Below are 16,718 nucleotides of genomic sequence, written 5' to 3' on the forward strand. Positions count from 1 at the left end.
TTACAGATCCTCTAAAACTTACAGAGCCTTTAAAACGGGACAATATCGCCGTTGCTAATAACCCACCACTGGGAAGCGATTATCGATTCAACTCGCTCCTTAAGCATCGGATTGGAATAGGACTCAACCAAGCAGTCAACATAATGTTGAGGCAGCTCATCGGGAGCGCTTACTTCACGATCTACTAAGTAATTCTTAATTTCATCGAGAAGCAAGAGAGAGGAGTGAGATAGATTAATGTTGCTATGTATCGCATTCTCTTCAGAAATTGGAACGATCAATGCGTTGTACACTTCTGTGAGATATGCGATAGAATTCATTTGCACCGAAGAGATGCAGTGCCGACTTTTGGCTGCTGACCTGCCAATTGCATTGTCGCCGATAATATCATTTAGGGGGTCGAGTTTGAGGAACGATTTCTCTGCCTTAGTTTGGCTTTTTTCGTATTTTGAATAATGCAAGAGCGTTAACCCAAGCATGAGGTCATTTTTGAGCGGCCCCTCTTTGATGAGACCGTCCATCACCTTATTCACGTCAATTACGTCGCCAGGGTGGGCGTTGAGCAAGGTAGAATAAGTTGTCACAGTGTTGTAGAAAATACGATCTCGCTCTACAGCCTTTCCGGTGAACAAATTGAAAAATACTACCTGGGAGCGATTGGGGTCATTAAATACGTTACTCAACTGGCGCACGTCCTGAACGTACAAAGTCTCTTCTTTCAGTTCCCCATCAATCCGCAAGGCGCTGTAACTGTCGTACAGAACCGGATATATTACCAGATCATCAGCAATCTTGAGGTATTTGATGAGTTCCGGCGACATGAAGAACAATTCATTTTGTTGGTCAGTCACGCGCAGGTGTTCAGAAAAGGGACTGCTAGCTATGTATATAACGTGGCGAAACCCCTTGAGATACATATCGCTAATTGTGTCGCGCAGCACTGCAGGACAGCGATGCAGTTCATCCCCTCTGTAATTTCCCGCCAGAGTTTTCACCATCCTCACTTTTAGACCTGTTTCTGTAGGCTCCACTGCCACAACTTCACCCGTCAAATTGGCAATGTAGTTTTCTCCCCAACGTGAGGAACGGGCGTCGCATTTGTTGCTTGAAACCATCATTATTAACAAGGGCTCTATGGTTCTATTGTTATTGTTCTTAATTTTGTATTCCTGTGGCAATATTGAGTAGAGCGAACACTTGGCATTTGGAATTTTATAACGGTTAATATTCGGCATCACTATTCCTTGAGAATTCATCAACAAGGAGTCGCTCAATACATAACTCCATTCCTCCACTATTTGATGAAGCAATGTTTCCTGCTGCGTTGTTTGGGCTTCTGCTGTTTGGTGCAGCAGCCACTGACCTACAAATAAATTTTTATTTTTTCGCGCTTGAGATGTCAGAATATCTAATATTATGAAGCCCAGCGTCCGCCAAGTAAGCTCGTATATAAAACGCCCCCGTTCTGTGGCTTTTTCTAAAGGTACTTCAGTCACTTTAAACTCTATTAGTGAGCCAGGAAATACAAGGCGACTCATGTATTCCGATGCTTCATCAGCATTTTGGGGCAGGTTACGTTTCTCCCCTAATAAGGGTGCGAGCATTTCGATGTTCTTTTTATCGCGAGCAAATTGCTTGCTTGTATCTTGACTTGCAAAACTATAGAACACGGGAAGCATTTGAATGTCGCCAATTTGATAGCTCATGTCGAACTCGCGCTTCTTACTCGTGCGGTAGAAGTTATCCGTCTCAAATGTCAGCGTTACAGGAAACTGGATGATTGCGTCTTTATTTGCCACCTGTGCCGAGATGAAAACATACTTGAGGCATTCCTTCAGATTCTCCGACAGTTCATTCCCGAAGAATCTACCCGTATTGCTGATTTCGCTCAAGTCTGACAGAAGCAATGTCCGTGACAGCCCTATATTTACCTTTTTTTCGGCAGAAAACCCAAGTTTTTCTTTTTTTAAGTATTCTTTAAGAGCCTTTACCACAGCTTCCAGTTTGTCAGTAACTAAGTATTCACTCATTTCACCAACAAACTTTATCATTAAATTTTTCTTAGCCTCATCACTGTCAAGAGCTTCTTCTTTCAACTGAGGCAATACTTCTTCCGTAAATCTCCTGATTACATCAAAATTTAGAACATCCTCGTAACAATAATTTGGCGCTAGAGGGTTTGGACAGGCAAATGCAAAGTAATAAAGAACGAAAAACTTAACTATTTTCTCAATGTGTTTCTTGCGCCTCTCCTGCGTTAGATCGTCCAAATTTATGTTATGCAACTTTGAATCCGGCTTAATCATCTCAAGCCCATACACAAATGAAGAATCGTAAAGAACCGGATTACTGACGCGCCCGTTTAACTTGAATTTGAGTCCAAAAGTTATTGAGGTAATGCTCTGATGTGGATCGTCTGTTTCTCCAATACAGCCATCGATTTTGCCTAAAAGAGGTAACTCGGAGAAGGCATCCCGCCCAGAGAATAATTCTTGGATGTCTACAAGTACGCCCTGGTATGTTACTTCGTAATAAGCCTCTGGTTTCTTTTTGTCGTTGATGAATTTTTCCAGTGATCTAAGACGCCGGCTGTAGTCCCTCAAATAAAACGAGGCTTCGTCGAGTGATATTCCGCGTGGCTGTTGTTTCCCTTTAAGGGCAAACTGATGTATTAACTTACTTTTTTGCTTCGAGTCTCTAACGCGAGCGCAATCTTCATCAATTATATTTGCCAAGGATTCCAAGTAAGTTACTTCCGCCTCTCTTTTCAGGCGACCGATTGTTTCCTGATTAAGTAATTTTTCAAGTTGGCATAATTCATTAGAACCATTAGTTTTGAGCAAATCGAGGCTCGTTCTCACGTTTTTAATTACAAAATCAGGATAATTTGAGTCCTGTTGTATTTTCAAGAATTGAACATAATTTTCCAGCCCAGTCACCACAAATTCGCGGAAGCGAGTTGTACTATTTATCTCTATTGTTACTTTGTGACTCCTGATTGTAGGAGTCTCCACTTCATAATCCAAGGTCAAATCCTGCGAACTCAACCCAGTCATCGAAGGGAATTGCCAAGCAAACAAGGAGGGCTGCTTTGGCATTGATGCCAGGGGTACAAGCATTGACTCGATTAATTCATCAATTGTCACTTCTGAGCTTTCTCCATCAGGCTTTGAGCTTTCTCCATCAGGCTTTGAGCTTTCTTCATCAGGCTCTGAGCTTTCTTCATCAGGCTCTGAGCTTTCTTCATCAGGCTCTGAGCTTTCTTCATCAGGCTCTGAGCCGTGGACTTTCCTAATAGCCTCGATTAATCTATTTGATAAAGCCGTTTTGATTTCTTGAATTTTTTCTCCGAAGGTTTCACGGCATTTTTCAACCATGTTTATTGTCGCTTTATAGGCTTTTTCTCCTGGCTCTAATGGAGGTCTTAATTCTTGATTTTTTGCGAGTTGAAAAGCCAAACAATGAATGTCTATAATTAACCTAAATCTTCCTGAAGGGATATCTTGTTTTAAGCAAAATATTGCTGCTCCGGTTTCTTGATTCAGTTCGTCAAGAGTTTTTGCTAGCCAGTCGCTATAATCCAGCCTCGCCAGTTCATTCCTGTCTTCTTTTAACTCATTTTTCACGGGAACTAGCTCCTTCTTTTATGAAAACTGGTTGCGGATTGTTCACTGGTTAAGGGGATAAATTATTCTCATACAAGTAGAATGATTCAAAATATCATTTCATGTTCGCCAAAATAAACCATCTCAGGAGGTCGGTGTCGAGCTTACAGTTACAACAGATTGCAGGTGAATAGAGTACACTTTAATCCCAAGCACCCACGAAACTGGTTTACAAACTCGCTATCCGACTCTCCTTTTACCCTCATCTCAAGCAACAGCAGGGTCAGTAACCAACGCCCTCATATAATAGCAAAGAGGTCGGACATTGTGGGGCAAAGAACTGCAACTGAGTAAATCCCAATCTTTGCAGGGGCTTTTCAGCACCCAAGAGCTATCCTCTTTGAGGGGCAAGCCTGCTACGAATGGATCGTGGGAGCGGGAGTCAACATCAGTAGCACTCCGGTGAGACCGGATTGGGGAAGAAAGCGCCGATCGAGCAGGCCGGATTGCGAAAAGGCTCCTGAGCGACTTGCGGTGATGAATGTTTGGCTCAATTTGGTCAAGAGGAGTCTAACTCGGAGTTGCGGGGGTTTTCCAGTACCTAAGAGCTGCTGAGGGGCTGATATTCATGACTTGAAAATGGGCGGAAGTCATCATAGCATTGAGCCGTTATGTTGCACAGCAGGCGAAACTGGAGTGGTGTCGGCGGTAGATTGACTTGCTCTACGTGCACCTCTACCAAACTGGGATTCCTCAATAGAACTTCAAAAATCTCACTATTCAAATATCGCGGACAATACCCGACAATATGGTGGTCTTCTGTATTTAAAGTCAATGCTTTAGAATCATAATGATTTTGAAATTCGTGAGCTAACCACAAATTTTCTCCTGTCTCTAAGCGGTTAATTCGCTCAATTGCACAGGGTGGCAAATACCGCAGTCCGTGCAAGAAAAAGTGAAGGCGATACCGCCCTTCTGAATCTGGTTCAGGAATGAGAAAAACAGTTAGAGTATCTGTTTCTCGCCGCCCACCGCTGCGAGCTAACATGGCAATTGGCTCGCTTTCATTTTGAGAAAGATTTAGCCACCGAATAAAACTTGAGTAATCGGGGCGATTTGTCGGCATCAACCGATTAGCAAATACGGAAAATAAGTAGGTTGATGTATATACTTCACCTAAGCGCGGAAACGAGGGCAAGGGTTCAAAACCGCACTTCTGTTGAGCTTCTAAAACGCCTTGCGTGTAGGTAAATTGGTAGTTGGTTCCGTCAAAGGTTAGCCTGCCAATGGGAAACCAGGAACGGCTGTTTGGATCTTGCCAAGCCAAAAAAAGCGTTGAGTGTGTTTTCACGGTAGCGTTTTCCTCAAGTTAAGCAGTCTGTGTTGATTGAATTCAAGAATCTTTTGGGCAAACTCGGCTGCAATCGGTGAGATACGAGTGTTAGGAATTCGATTAAAAATATCCACCATATTCGCCTTTGAGATACTTTCAAGTCGCTCAAGCCATATATGCGCTGCATTCGGAAATCGACGTGCAGCGCAGTCAAATACATCAATTGTTTTGAGAGGCTTTTTATCATCAACGCTGCCATAAAACGCTGAGAAACATTTGTTAGCATAAGCCTCTACTGAGCGTTTTTGCCTTTGTCGATCTGAGAGGTCGCGCCCCAGACTGGAAGCATGATCGTAACTGGGTGCTAGGTGTGCTGTTTTGGATGTAGTGGACGCTAGATTTACTGTTTCGGATGCACTGGGTGCTAGGTGTGCTGTTTCGGATGTAGTAGGCACTGCCTTATTTCGGACAACACCCCAGTTTTCGTGGTGGCGATCGCCATTGCCAATCCACGCATCTAACAGAAGATAGCCGACAAACACTTCTACAGCTTTTTGGATGCCACTGGGTACTGTCCAACCAATGGGTAAGTTCACAGATTCATCAGAGATAATTCTCAACACTAGATCAATTGTATGTTGTGACAGGTTGTAGGTTGCAAAGGTGGGGTAATTGGGCACGATGGGAGTAAGAAGTTCGTTACCGTGAACGAGGGTGCCACCGTTAGGCAAAAAGTAAGAAGAGACTACACCGAGATTCCCCTCACTCGTGGCGGCCAGTTCATAATTAGCATGAGGAATTCCCAGTAATTCGCACAATTCGGAGGCCACTTTTTCTGCCCAATCTTCGCCTAAATCAAGTCTTGCTTGTTTGTACAGGCAGCGGCCGAGTTCTGGGTGTTCAAACCAAAACTTATACTTGCTTCCCATTGCCTCAGTCTTGGAGAGTTCGTAAGCTTGAGGGGTGACAATAATGATGGGAAATTCATCAGGCATAAATTGTTTAACCTATTTCTTTCGCCGCACTCGCAGTTCACAAATATAGCAACCGCTTTCGTCGGTTAGAACACAAAGTCTGGTAGGGGTCATTCATGAACCCTACCTTGTCTATAGCAGTATGACGACTGCTATAGAACCCATTTGACATATTGTAGCGATCGGACACCAGCAGCCGATCGGATTGCAGCAACCTTACGCCTCGAAAAGCTCTTTTTTGAGGTCGTTCGCTTTAAACCCATAAAAACCGCCTCAAAGGCGTGTTCAGCCCAAGGAATTTAGAGCGTTTTTGGAGTTTTCCTAAAACAACAGAAGCCTACATTGTACCCGCAAGGCACAGTGTAGGTAGTTCATGTAGTTTTACTTTAAAATCAGCTTCATTTTTCCAATCCCTCACCCACCAAAGCTTCCAGTTCAGCTAACAGCTTCTCTAGTTTCTTTTGCTTTTTGGGGTCATCCCAAACCTTAGACTTTTTCACTCTGCCATAAGCTGCATCTACGCGACTTTTAAGTGAGTGATTTGGTGCAGTCGCCTCCCCTGTACTTTTCGCTTTTAAATCGGCAATGCGCTGTTTGATTTGGGTCAGGGAGAGGTCGAGAGCGATCGCCTCTTCTAACAATTGGGAGCGCTCTGAGCTATCCTTAACTCGGGCGATCGCTCTGGCTTTAGTATACTCAATCTGTCCTTTCCGCAGCGCTCCAATCACATCATCTGGCAGGTTCAGCAACGGGAGGCGATTGGTTCGGAAACTCTCTGGAGTGTACTTCCCGACGAGTGCAAATATATCGCTTACTATTTCCCACTCCGAGCTGTGGATAACGTTATCCACACCGGCGCGTTCCGGGTGCGCGGCTGCTCCGAGCAAAGCAATAACTGACGAAGAGGTAGAGTTCAATTTCATTGCCAGCAATTGCAGAATTCCCTCAGTTTCCTCAATCGCATTCAAATCTTCCCGCTGCAAGTTCTCCAGCAGTGCAATTTGCAGAGCCTCTGTGTCTGTCAGTTCCCGAATCACAACAGGAATCTCAGTCAAACCTAACGACGAAGCGGCTCGATAGCGCCGTTCTCCCGCTACCAATTCGTACTTGTTGCCATCTATTGGGCGTACCAGGAGCGGTTGCAGAATCCCTAGCTGCTTGACTGACTCCACCAGTTCTTGCATAGCTGTCGGATCGAAATAGCGGCGTGGCTGCTGCTGGGGCAAGACAATTGTGTCTATGGAGACTAGGGAGGATGCGGCATCTTCGCTGTCGCTGGTTCCTAATAGAGCCTCAACCCCTTTGATTTGATAAGGCTGACTGTCGCGCTTTTGATTCATGCCAGAGCTAAGAGTCCTTGTGCAATAGTATCGAGTACGGCGACGGCTGGATGTTTTGGATTGTACACGGCCAGAGGTACGTGTTGCTGTGACGCATCGGCGAAAGCGACAGTCCGAGGCACGGCAGGGTAAATCGCACCAATCTTCTCCAGAGAAGTAGTAATTGACTGCAAACTTTGAAAGGCCTGTACAGTACGGGTATCGTACAGCGTCGGAATCACTCCAGCAATCTGCAATGAACGATTGGCGCGTTTCCTGACGCGAGCAATGGTTTGCAACAGCAATTCGGTTCCTTTGAGAGCTTTATATTCAGTCTGAATCGGAATTAAGACGTGAGTGGAGGCAACTAGACTGATATAGGATAGGATGCCTAGCGAAGGAGGGCAGTCTATCAATATGAAGTCATAGTGCGAGCTCAGGGGGTCAATGACTTCTTTTAGCCGACTATCTCTCATGTCAGCCACCACCAGTTCCAGCTCTGCTCCGCTCAAATTAATATTGGAAGGAAGCAAGTCCATGTTGTGAAGGTTTTTGCGGAGCGCCGCGTCAGAACCGTTCATAATAGACTCGTAGACAGTCTCCTGTAACTCAGATGGCTCCAAGCCCATGAAGGTGGTAAGTGAGGCTTGGGGGTCCATATCTACTAACAAGACTTTTTGCTTCCGCCTCGCCAAATGGTAGCCTAAATTCATTGTCAAACTGGTTTTGGAGACACCGCCTGACTGGTTGAACAGCGCAATAATTTTGCTCATCTATTTTTAAGCACGCAATAAACGTGTTGATTCAACAACAATATTAGTGGACTGCGGCTTATTCTAGGCTAATCTTTGAAATAACTTTGAGAACCGCCTCTGAAAACTGCGATCGCAGTTAGCATTGAACTATCGCAGTTAGCACTGAGCAGAGATGTTGAGCGCAGTCCATACTCATAATCTTGGATTTGGGTGGGGTTCGTTCAAAGGTAGTGTTGAGTTAAATCGCTGATAATATCTAAGCTCATATTATCAACTAATTTAGTCAGAGCCACAGCAAGAGGCTTCTGCGACAGGGGGATTCGCTCAATCAACAGCCTTACCGCTTGCTCGTCTCCACAAGCGGCTGCTTTATAAAGCTTCTCAATCAACTCCCTCGGCAACACAGACAGCGACTCAGGAGTCAGTTGCATAACAGGCTCATCCTGTTCAGACTTCCTTGGCGACTCCTCTTCATAGATATAGCGAACTCCCAAATGAAGCGCCATCTTCTCAAAAATTACTGTTTCTCGGAACGGTTTGGCAACAAAATCATCAAAGCCATTCGACAAGGCAAGTTCCTGGGTTTTAACAAAAGCATTAGCGCTCAAAGCAATAATTTTAGTGTTAGAACCGTCAGGCAAAGCTCTAATTTTTTGAGTAGCTTGAAAACCGTCTAAAACAGGCATCCTCAAATCCATCCAAATTAAATCCGGCTTGTACTTTCGCCACAATTTAACAGCCTCAATTCCGTTATCCGCGAAGCACACAAGAAAACCAGCCGACTTCAATATCTGAGTTAGCAGCAACCGATTTGCCGACTCATCGTCCGCTACCAGAATGCGATAATTTTGTTGGTTAGGTGTCAACCCCTTCACTCGTTTTTGCGGCAGTCTGTCATAAACTTCGCTCTCAGTAGCATGACTGACTTTAACGTAAAAACTAAAAACCGTTCCTTTCCCCACAGAACTTTTGACCTTAATTTCACCACCCATCAGCTTCACAAAAGAGTTACTGATTGGCAATCCCAAACCCGTTCCCGTTTGCGATTTTCTGCCAGCATCCGCTTGCACGAACGGCTTGAACAAACGGCTAACCTCGTCAGGGGCAATGCCTGGGCCTGTATCCTTCACAGAGAACTGGAGAAAGAATTTGGATAGCGGTTTTTTTGCCAGCAACTGAAGGCATTTTACAGTCAGCTTCACCCTACCCGCCTCAGTAAATTTAACAGCATTACCCAACAGATTAATCAAAACTTGGCGCAGCTTGCTTTCATCAGTTCGGACGTATTGCGGTACATCTGAACTGCGTTCAAAAACAAGTTGCAACCCCGACGATTGAGTTTTGAGTTGGAACATCCCTTCTATATCATTGAGCAAACTGTACAGGTCAAAAGCATTTGATTCGAGGGTAATTTGACCAGCTTCAATCTTAGACAGCGACAAAATATCGTTGATTAGTTTCAACAAATGCTCGCCACTGCGATTGATAATATCTAAACTCGACTGCTGTTCCGGTGCAGTTTTTTTAGAGTTTACAAGGAGGTGGGCAAAGCCGATAATCGCATTCAGAGGCGTTCTCAGTTCGTGGCTCATATTAGCCAGAAAGGTACTTTTAGCGCGATTGGCACTTTCGGCGGCAATTTTAGCTTGTTTTAGTTCCTTTGTTTTCTGTGCAACTTGCCGCTTTAAATCGCCAGAATATTCTTCTAACCGCTGGCGAGATGCTTTTAACTGGAAATTCATGCGCTTGAAAGCACAGGCTAGGGCTTCGAGTTCGGCAACGCCGCTACCTGAAACTGTTGAGTCGAAGTCGCCACCAGCTATCGCCTCTGTTGCCGAAATTAACCGCAGCAGCCGCTGTTCTATTCTTAGGGAAATGGACAGCAAAAGGCAGATAGAAAGAACCAAAGCCAGCATTACGAGCAAAATAGTGTTGCGGGTGTTAGCCTGAACTTTGTCCGTAAAATCGGTTTCAGGGACAACTGCTACAATCAGCCAGTTTAAGCTTGAAGAGTTTTCAAAAGGTCTGACTTGCAGTAAGTATCTAGAGTTGCTGGCAGTAAAGTTAAGATTTTGGCTGCTGTTAATAGCAGCGAGGCTGCCATAATGTTTAAGCAAATACTCTGTTGAAAGCTGGATTACTTTTTGTTGCAGAGCTTGGGCGCGAATTCGCTGCTGGGAGTCAACAGAAATAGACGGTTTTAGTTCAGTTACCTCGTTCCAAGCAACTAAATGTCCCTCTCGGTCTAAGATAAAGGCTTGACAGTTAGGGCTGATGTGGAAATCGTGCAAGTTGAATGTTGAGGTTGGGGTGGGAAAAGCAGGATTTGTTTTTTGTTGAGGCAATATTGTTTTTGGAGAGTCTGACCCATTTCTTTTCCCATTTGGTTTGATTGTGACTCCGGCTGTTTGACTTGGGCGAAGTTGGTTCACCGAACCAGTTTGCATTTTATTATAATTCCCTTCTCCTTTCCCAACCCGTTCTTTTAAGTAGTTGTCAAGGCGGTCCCAGATGCGGCTCGTTGCTTCTGCCAATAGCTGTGCAACTAAGTCATTCATTGTCTGCCGCCCTGTTTGAAAAGAAAGCCATCCCGTCAGACATAGTAAAGTCGAAATCAGGAGAGCGTTGGGGACTGTAAGCACAACGCGCAGCGGGAGGGCAGACTTTTTTTGAACTGAGCTTTTTGGGCGGAACATTGGTTAAAAAAAGAGAGTGGGAATGAGGAAAAAAACGTTCTTCTTCAGAGGGGAGTAACACCAGAAGTAGAAGAGTTCTCCTCTCCTCATTCACCATCCCCGCTCGGTCTCGTTATGCTGTTTGACTAATTCCTATTAATAGCGCAGCCTCAAACGAATCTGAATCAGTCAAAAGCCATAAGTTCTCAGAGCGAGCGGTTAGCGACACTGGCTCCCGCTTGGCAGTATTGAGGAGAGGATTTGCATCTCAACTAACCCAAGTTGCGTACTTAAAGCCGCTCTAGACTGGTAATGGGTAATGGGTAATGGGTAATTGGAACAAGTTGAGATTTGAGATTTGAGATTTTAAATTGATGGGATTGCCGTTGCTCCCGCTTTGTGCTTGACTCCGGAACGAATGCACTTACCTAACTCTGTCTAACATTGGTTAGATATGAGTAGGTTTGTGTGAACGGTAGTTTGATTCTTCAAAAGCTATTTTGGCTAGCTCGACAATCACAGACAAGTCTACTCCGGCTCGTGCAGCAGCATCGGCCGCCGATAGATTGTGGTTTCTTACTAGAGCTAAAAATTGTCGCACGCTGTAGACTACTGGGTCGCTGGCTGCTGTGTAGCCTTTTTGAATGGCAATCAGCAATCCTTTTTCAACATCTGATGCTGCGGGGGCGCGACCTCTATCAACGTTCACAGTCGGCTCCATTCTTGGGGTGACGGGAGCGATGCGAATTCCTAAGTGTTCTGGTTCTTTGTTGGTAGGAACGATGTTGAAGTTGTAAAGTCGCTGTTTCCCTTTTGAATCTACAGTTTTGATTGAAAGGTTAGTGATGGTAGCTGTGGTAGCTCCCGGAAAATTGAGCGCTTGAATGGGACGCAAGAAAACAGTTTTGGCTTGGCCGCTTGCCAACTGTGCGTCGGTGCTGAAAACTATTTTTGAGGGGTCGGCAATTAAAACGTAGGCGAGAGCTTCATCGGTTGAGCTGAAGTCGATCGTACTCGCGCGACCGGGATAGACTAAAATATCGATCGCACTATTGACGGCAATATCTCGACCCACAGTTTGATAGCCTGTTACTCTTGATTGAGCAAAAGCACAGTCGGGGTAGCTTGCAGTAGCGAACACTGCTGTGAACAAAAGCCCTCCGAGGGAAAGCATTCTTGGGGATTGGATGCGATTCGTCATGGCAGTTATTCGTTGATGTGGAGAAAATTGTTGACAGTAGAAACGGGGATTTCCTTTACTAATCGCCGCAGTCGCGTTGGGGCGACTTAACCGTTTACCGACGGTTTGGTTATCGGTAAATGTTGAGAAAGCTGTTAACAGTAATAGAAACCGGGGTTCCTTTATTAACCACAGCTACATTGGGGCGGTTTAAAAGTTCTTCAGTTGCTCTATCTGAGCGGCTTTCCATCCGTTTTGCCAGGGGGCTGAAGAAGCCATCGAGGACGGCTGACCAAATTTGGGGGTCTCGACTTTCAACGGTGGTTGTACTGCCCCCAAACCTACCGCTAATACTGCTAGAGCTCCTGACTTTAGGCTCTGCGAACACTTGACCGACTCGTCCAACTCCCGACAGCACTGCGGTGAGGATATCCTGTCCGGCAACATCGGAACCTGGGTCGAAGTAGCCTGAAGCAATCAACGGCCGCCCGCCCTCTCCTGCAATCAAAATTGCGCCTTCTGGAATGGGCTGCTGTTTAATCTGACCGTTTCTATCAGAGTAGACAATCGCCACAGCACTAGCTTGTACCATGCGATTGGTTTTGCTGACGGTGCTGGCTTTGGCAATGACAACTGTGCCGGCTGGAAAAGCAATAAAGCCGTTAGTTGCCGTTACGTTGTCTGTGAGGGTGACGGCAAATTTGTCTCCCTGGTGTTTGTTTGAGCTTTCATCCCACAGCAGGGGAATCGAAACTACGCCGTTGGCTGTGGTGCCCAGGGGAACCTGAGCTGTTTGGGAGGTTGAGCCCGTTTGGGGCGTGCGGTTGAGAATGCCTTTTACCCCTGGAGAGTTGACTTGTTCTGCGGTTGGGGAATTTGTTAAGGCTTCTGCTTCTGGAGCAGTTTCTGGGGAAAGGGTTTGAAATTCTGTATCGGGCAAGGATGTTTGGGACTCGCTCAGTCGAGTCGCAGTCTCGATTGGGTTATCGGTAAAATCGGAACTTGTTTGGGGAGAAAGGGCAGCCGGAGTTAATTGGTTAGTTGAGTTTTGGGAGTTGTCGGTGGTTTCGAGGCTGTCCTCTCCTGCAGGAAACTCCGGGTGTAGCCTTTCCCCGCTGGCGTTATTTGGGTGGCTATATAGTTTTTCTGGGATTTGCTCGAAAGAAACGTATGAGGGTTGCGACTTTTGGTTGCCGATATTGACAGTTAGGAATTCAGTTGTTGGAGCTGGCTTTGTCAGAGCGGCGGCGGTAGCACTTGTTGTCGCTGGAGTGCTTGGTGTTGCACTCACGGCATTCGCTATTCGGTTAGGGTCAAAATTTCCCCTAATTTGTCCGAGTTGAGCGAGTTGGTTCCACCGCTCAAACGGGTCGATTTTTTCTTCTCTTGGAGTTGGAATTAAAGGTGGGGGTATTAACGGTTTGGGTATGGGGGCTGGTGGGGGCGCGGGTGTTCTTTGCGGTATGGGTGCGGGTACTGTTACCGTCCGCACTACTGTTCTGGGTGCGGGTAGGGGTTCGCGTAGAGGAGTAGGTGGCGGTGCAGCGCTCCGGGTAGCGACTAGACGCGGAGTTCGCGGATTTCGTGGGGCTCTTGACGGTTTGGGCGACGGTTCTGTTTTGGGTTTTGCGGTTTTTTGCGGTTTTTCGGCTAACAGTTTTTGTTGGTCTTGGTAAGCTAATTTAGCCAGCAACTCCGGTTTTTCATCTTTAATGGTGCCAGAAGAGCTTTCTTTTGGTGTTGATTGTGCGATAGGTTCGCGAGGTGATTTAGGCTTGATAAATTGCCAAATCAGCAGTCCTAGCAATAGTATTCCACCAGTCAATAGCAGTATTGTCACTGCTCTAGGAACGCCTCTTTCGGAAACAGGCGGGGGCAGTGGTCTTTCCTCATCTTGAGCGAGTTGATATTGAGTTTCAAGTGTTAGGGGTGCATTGGGGTCGAAATTAGCAATGAAGTTTTCATCAATATCATCGTCAGAAGGGGAAGGGTTTGGAGAAGGGGAAATAGGGGAATTGATGTTATCGTCATCATTATTAGGGGTATATTCACTTGATGCAGTTGTATGATTCATATTGGCTGTAGTGGTACTATTATCAGGAGTGGTATTAATTGGATTTTCGGTTAATCCATTTCTTTTGTTAGTCATGGCTTTAGAGTTGAATGTGTTGTGTTTAACTGTACATAAAAAAGCAAAGAGAGAAGACTTCAAGCAAAGGTATGAAACATACTAAATGTTTAAATTATTTAGTTGTTACGGTAGGTTTTTAAATTTACCCACTTGCCGGTTCGGCCCCTTTCCATGTCTCTTTCCTCTTCTATGGTTTGAATTCGACAATTCGGGAAATTTCTAATCCGGCTGCTCTCAAAGAGTGAATAGTCTTCTCTAATTCATTAGCGTTTTCTTTGAGAGGGGATTTGGGAATTTCTACGGCTTTGACGGTGAAGGTTCGATTAAACTGTTCTCGGCTTTCTCCAATGCCTTGCTCTAGCACTACGCGAGTAGCAATTACATCTATTTCCCAAACTCCTCTTTTTATTTCTCTCGGTTCTGAGATGTGAGAGATATAGACTCCAGAGCGGGTTTTTCCTGAATAGATGGTGTTGGGAACGAGTTTGGCAAGTTCGACCAGGGAAGCTTTACCAAACTCTGATTCCATCATCAAGGAACCCATCCAAGCAGTTGTAGGAACTTGGGAACCTTTAACTTTAATGCCGGGGTCTGGGTCATTTGTGCCGGGAATTTTGCCTGACCAAGCCCAGGTTAAATTTACCCAACTGGATACAAAATTTTGGATGATTTTCGGCTCTCTGTACAGTTCATCTTGTTCTGCAATTCGTGCTGCGGTTCCGTCTTTTAACTGGACAAAGGTAACTTTTCTTTGAGATAAGGCTCTCAAACTGACTGTATTCACTAAAACAGTAATTGTCAGGAGGAAAACAAAGCTTGTTAGTAGAACAAAGCACAAGGCTAAGGTGTTTTTAGATTCAGGGAGTAAGGGTTGTGATTGTGGGAATTTCATATGATCGAAGGGGATGGGGAGATGGGGATAGAGAATAGGGAGATAGGGAGGGAATGGATTGGCAAACTGGGTTTGAGTAGTGAGTAACAACTCGGTTCGGTGAAGAAAAAGCTATCGGAATTTCCTTGCCCTAGATCAGTTTTCCAGCAATAACGCCGATCGCGTTACTGGCAATATCTGTAAGCTGTTTGGTGCTATTGGCGATCGCACTGTACAAAGCAGTTCCTCCACCCTTGGCTATTAACACGGCTAGAACGGGAGAAAACACAGCTAAAAAGAATAAAAAGGCGATATCTGTAACTAACTCTGCATCGGAATTGACAATCACTACAGCGACTAATCCAACGACGATGTTGTACCCCAATTGCACTCCAAATAACGACATAAATCCTATTAGCCAAGCCCAGATAGGTTTTCCTTGTAGTGGCAATAGTGATAAACCCATTGCCAGAGGCCCGAATAAAGCTGTTAGCAACAAGGCTGCTTCTAAAATATTGACAAATGCCCACTGTACTGATCTAAGAATTAAGCGAATGATGGGCAAGACAGTAGACCTAAAAACTTGTCCTGCAAAATCGCCATTTCCTATATCCTGAAGATTGGCAACATTGCCTAAGTTTTCGACAAATCGCTGCAAGCTTTTGAGAGATCCTCCATTTTGCTGTTCGGCTGCCTGGAGGATTTGTTGAGCGGGCTGTTTTTTGCTGTTCCAACATTCCACTAAAGCTGAGCCAACTTTGCCCTGACATTCGCTGTAGAGTTTTTCGATTTCTTCTTTGCCAGCACTGGTGAGGTTAACGTCGCTCAGGGCAGTTCTGAAGGTCATTTCTCCGACTTGAATTTTCATAATTTCTTGAACTTGAGTGCTGCCTACAGCTTTGATGAATTTGACGCTTTCAGCTAAGACTTTACCGTTGTTGCTGAGAAATACTACAATTACGAGTGGCCAGATAAACATGGCTACTAGCTCTGACCAAGACTGTTTTTCGATGATTTCTTTGCCACTGGTGACAGCGAGGTAAGTAACAGATATTCCCGCTAGAATTAGTCCTAGTTTGACTAAGGCAATCCAGAGAGAGGATTCTTGAGTGTTGAAGGTGTTAAACCAAACTAAATTCCACGATTCGACGGTCTTTTGAGAGACTTCTATGGCGTCAGAGAGAGTGTCCAGGGCTTGTCCTGCTGTGCTAGTTTGGGCGATTAGTTGTGTCAGCATCTTTGGAAGGGGAGGGGGAAGGGGAAGGGGAAGGGGAGAGGGAGAGTGGGAGAGGGGGAGAAAGAGGGAGAGGGGGAGAGTGGGAGAGTGGGAGAGTGGGAGAGTGGGAGAGAACAAGCGGGACAAGCGGAAACAGGAAACCCTTATCCCCTCTCCCTCTCACCCCATTCCCCCCCTCTCCCCCTCCCCCACTCCCCACTCCCTACTCCCCACTCCCCTTATTCACCCAGGGTGATGCCTCCCGGCATTTGAAAGAGTCCGGCTTGAGTAGAAGAAGCTGTAGCCGCCGCAGCATCCTGCCGTCTCTGGGCTGTGTTAATTTCGTTGAGTTCTTCAGCTTGTTGAGCGTTGAGAATGTTGGCAAAACTGCGATCGATTTGAGCTTGCTGGCCCTGCATGACTAAGGCACTTTGATTTTCTGCTGATAAGGCTGCTTGCTTAGCTGCGATCGCACTTTGTTGAGATATGTTTCTCATAATGTTCTGTGTGACATCTTGACCTTCTGAATCAGCACCCAATTCCATTGAATTTTGGCTCTCGCGATGAGTTTGCTCTACGTTTTGCTGGACAATTTCTTTCATCTGAGCTTGCTTTTGTTGAGCTTCTTTACTGAGAGTGGCTTTATTGGCTTCACTGAC

The 16,718-nt window shown here is 45.5% G+C and carries 10 protein-coding genes and 1 pseudogene; all 11 read right to left on the reverse strand.

From position 1 onward, the window contains the following. Window positions 1-29: 29 nt before the first annotated feature. Window positions 30-3,626 carry a hypothetical protein gene (locus QUA90_RS25860; RefSeq protein WP_333316129.1) on the reverse strand — a complete coding sequence of 1,199 codons (3,597 nt, stop codon included), beginning with the start codon at window positions 3,624-3,626 and terminating at the stop codon, window positions 30-32. Window positions 3,627-4,206: 580 nt separating this feature from the next. Further along, on the reverse strand, window positions 4,207-4,956 hold the full coding sequence (locus tag QUA90_RS25865; RefSeq protein WP_333316130.1) for an HIRAN domain-containing protein: 750 nt from the start codon (window positions 4,954-4,956) through the stop codon (window positions 4,207-4,209). Further along, window positions 4,953-5,933, reverse strand: a complete 981-nt coding sequence (locus tag QUA90_RS25870; protein WP_333316132.1) for a hypothetical protein — start codon at window positions 5,931-5,933, stop codon at window positions 4,953-4,955. The genes QUA90_RS25865 and QUA90_RS25870 overlap by 4 nt, the downstream gene beginning before the upstream one ends. 377 nt (window positions 5,934-6,310) lie before the next feature. Further along, complete coding sequence (locus QUA90_RS25875) at window positions 6,311-7,252, reverse strand: ParB/RepB/Spo0J family partition protein (protein WP_333316134.1); 942 nt, start codon at window positions 7,250-7,252, stop codon at window positions 6,311-6,313. Further along, window positions 7,249-8,004, reverse strand: a complete 756-nt coding sequence (locus QUA90_RS25880; RefSeq protein WP_333316136.1) for an AAA family ATPase — start codon at window positions 8,002-8,004, stop codon at window positions 7,249-7,251. Before QUA90_RS25880 ends, QUA90_RS25875 begins: the two co-directional genes overlap by 4 nt. A gap of 203 nt (window positions 8,005-8,207) precedes the next feature. Continuing rightward, on the reverse strand, window positions 8,208-10,544 hold the full coding sequence (locus QUA90_RS25885) for an ATP-binding protein (protein ID WP_333316139.1): 2,337 nt from the start codon (window positions 10,542-10,544) through the stop codon (window positions 8,208-8,210). A 565-nt stretch (window positions 10,545-11,109) separates the two neighbouring features. Continuing rightward, the gene (locus tag QUA90_RS25890) at window positions 11,110-11,862 is read right to left on the reverse strand and encodes a hypothetical protein (RefSeq protein ID WP_333236866.1); all 753 of its coding nucleotides are present in this window, start codon (window positions 11,860-11,862) and stop codon (window positions 11,110-11,112) included. Between the two features lie 109 nt (window positions 11,863-11,971). Continuing rightward, on the reverse strand, window positions 11,972-13,990 hold the full coding sequence (locus tag QUA90_RS25895; protein ID WP_333316141.1) for a hypothetical protein: 2,019 nt from the start codon (window positions 13,988-13,990) through the stop codon (window positions 11,972-11,974). Window positions 13,991-14,159: 169 nt separating this feature from the next. Continuing rightward, the gene (locus QUA90_RS25900; RefSeq protein WP_150111742.1) at window positions 14,160-14,756 is read right to left on the reverse strand and encodes a hypothetical protein; all 597 of its coding nucleotides are present in this window, start codon (window positions 14,754-14,756) and stop codon (window positions 14,160-14,162) included. 238 nt (window positions 14,757-14,994) lie between these two features. Then, a complete protein-coding gene (locus tag QUA90_RS25905) occupies window positions 14,995-16,080 on the reverse strand; it encodes a hypothetical protein (protein WP_333316143.1) in 1,086 nt (361 codons plus the stop codon). A 218-nt stretch (window positions 16,081-16,298) separates the two neighbouring features. Then, window positions 16,299-16,718: pseudogene (locus QUA90_RS25910) on the reverse strand (hypothetical protein); the annotation flags it as partial.

Source organism: Microcoleus sp. D3_18_C4 (assembly GCF_036702355.1).
GTDB lineage: Bacteria > Cyanobacteriota > Cyanobacteriia > Cyanobacteriales > Microcoleaceae > Microcoleus.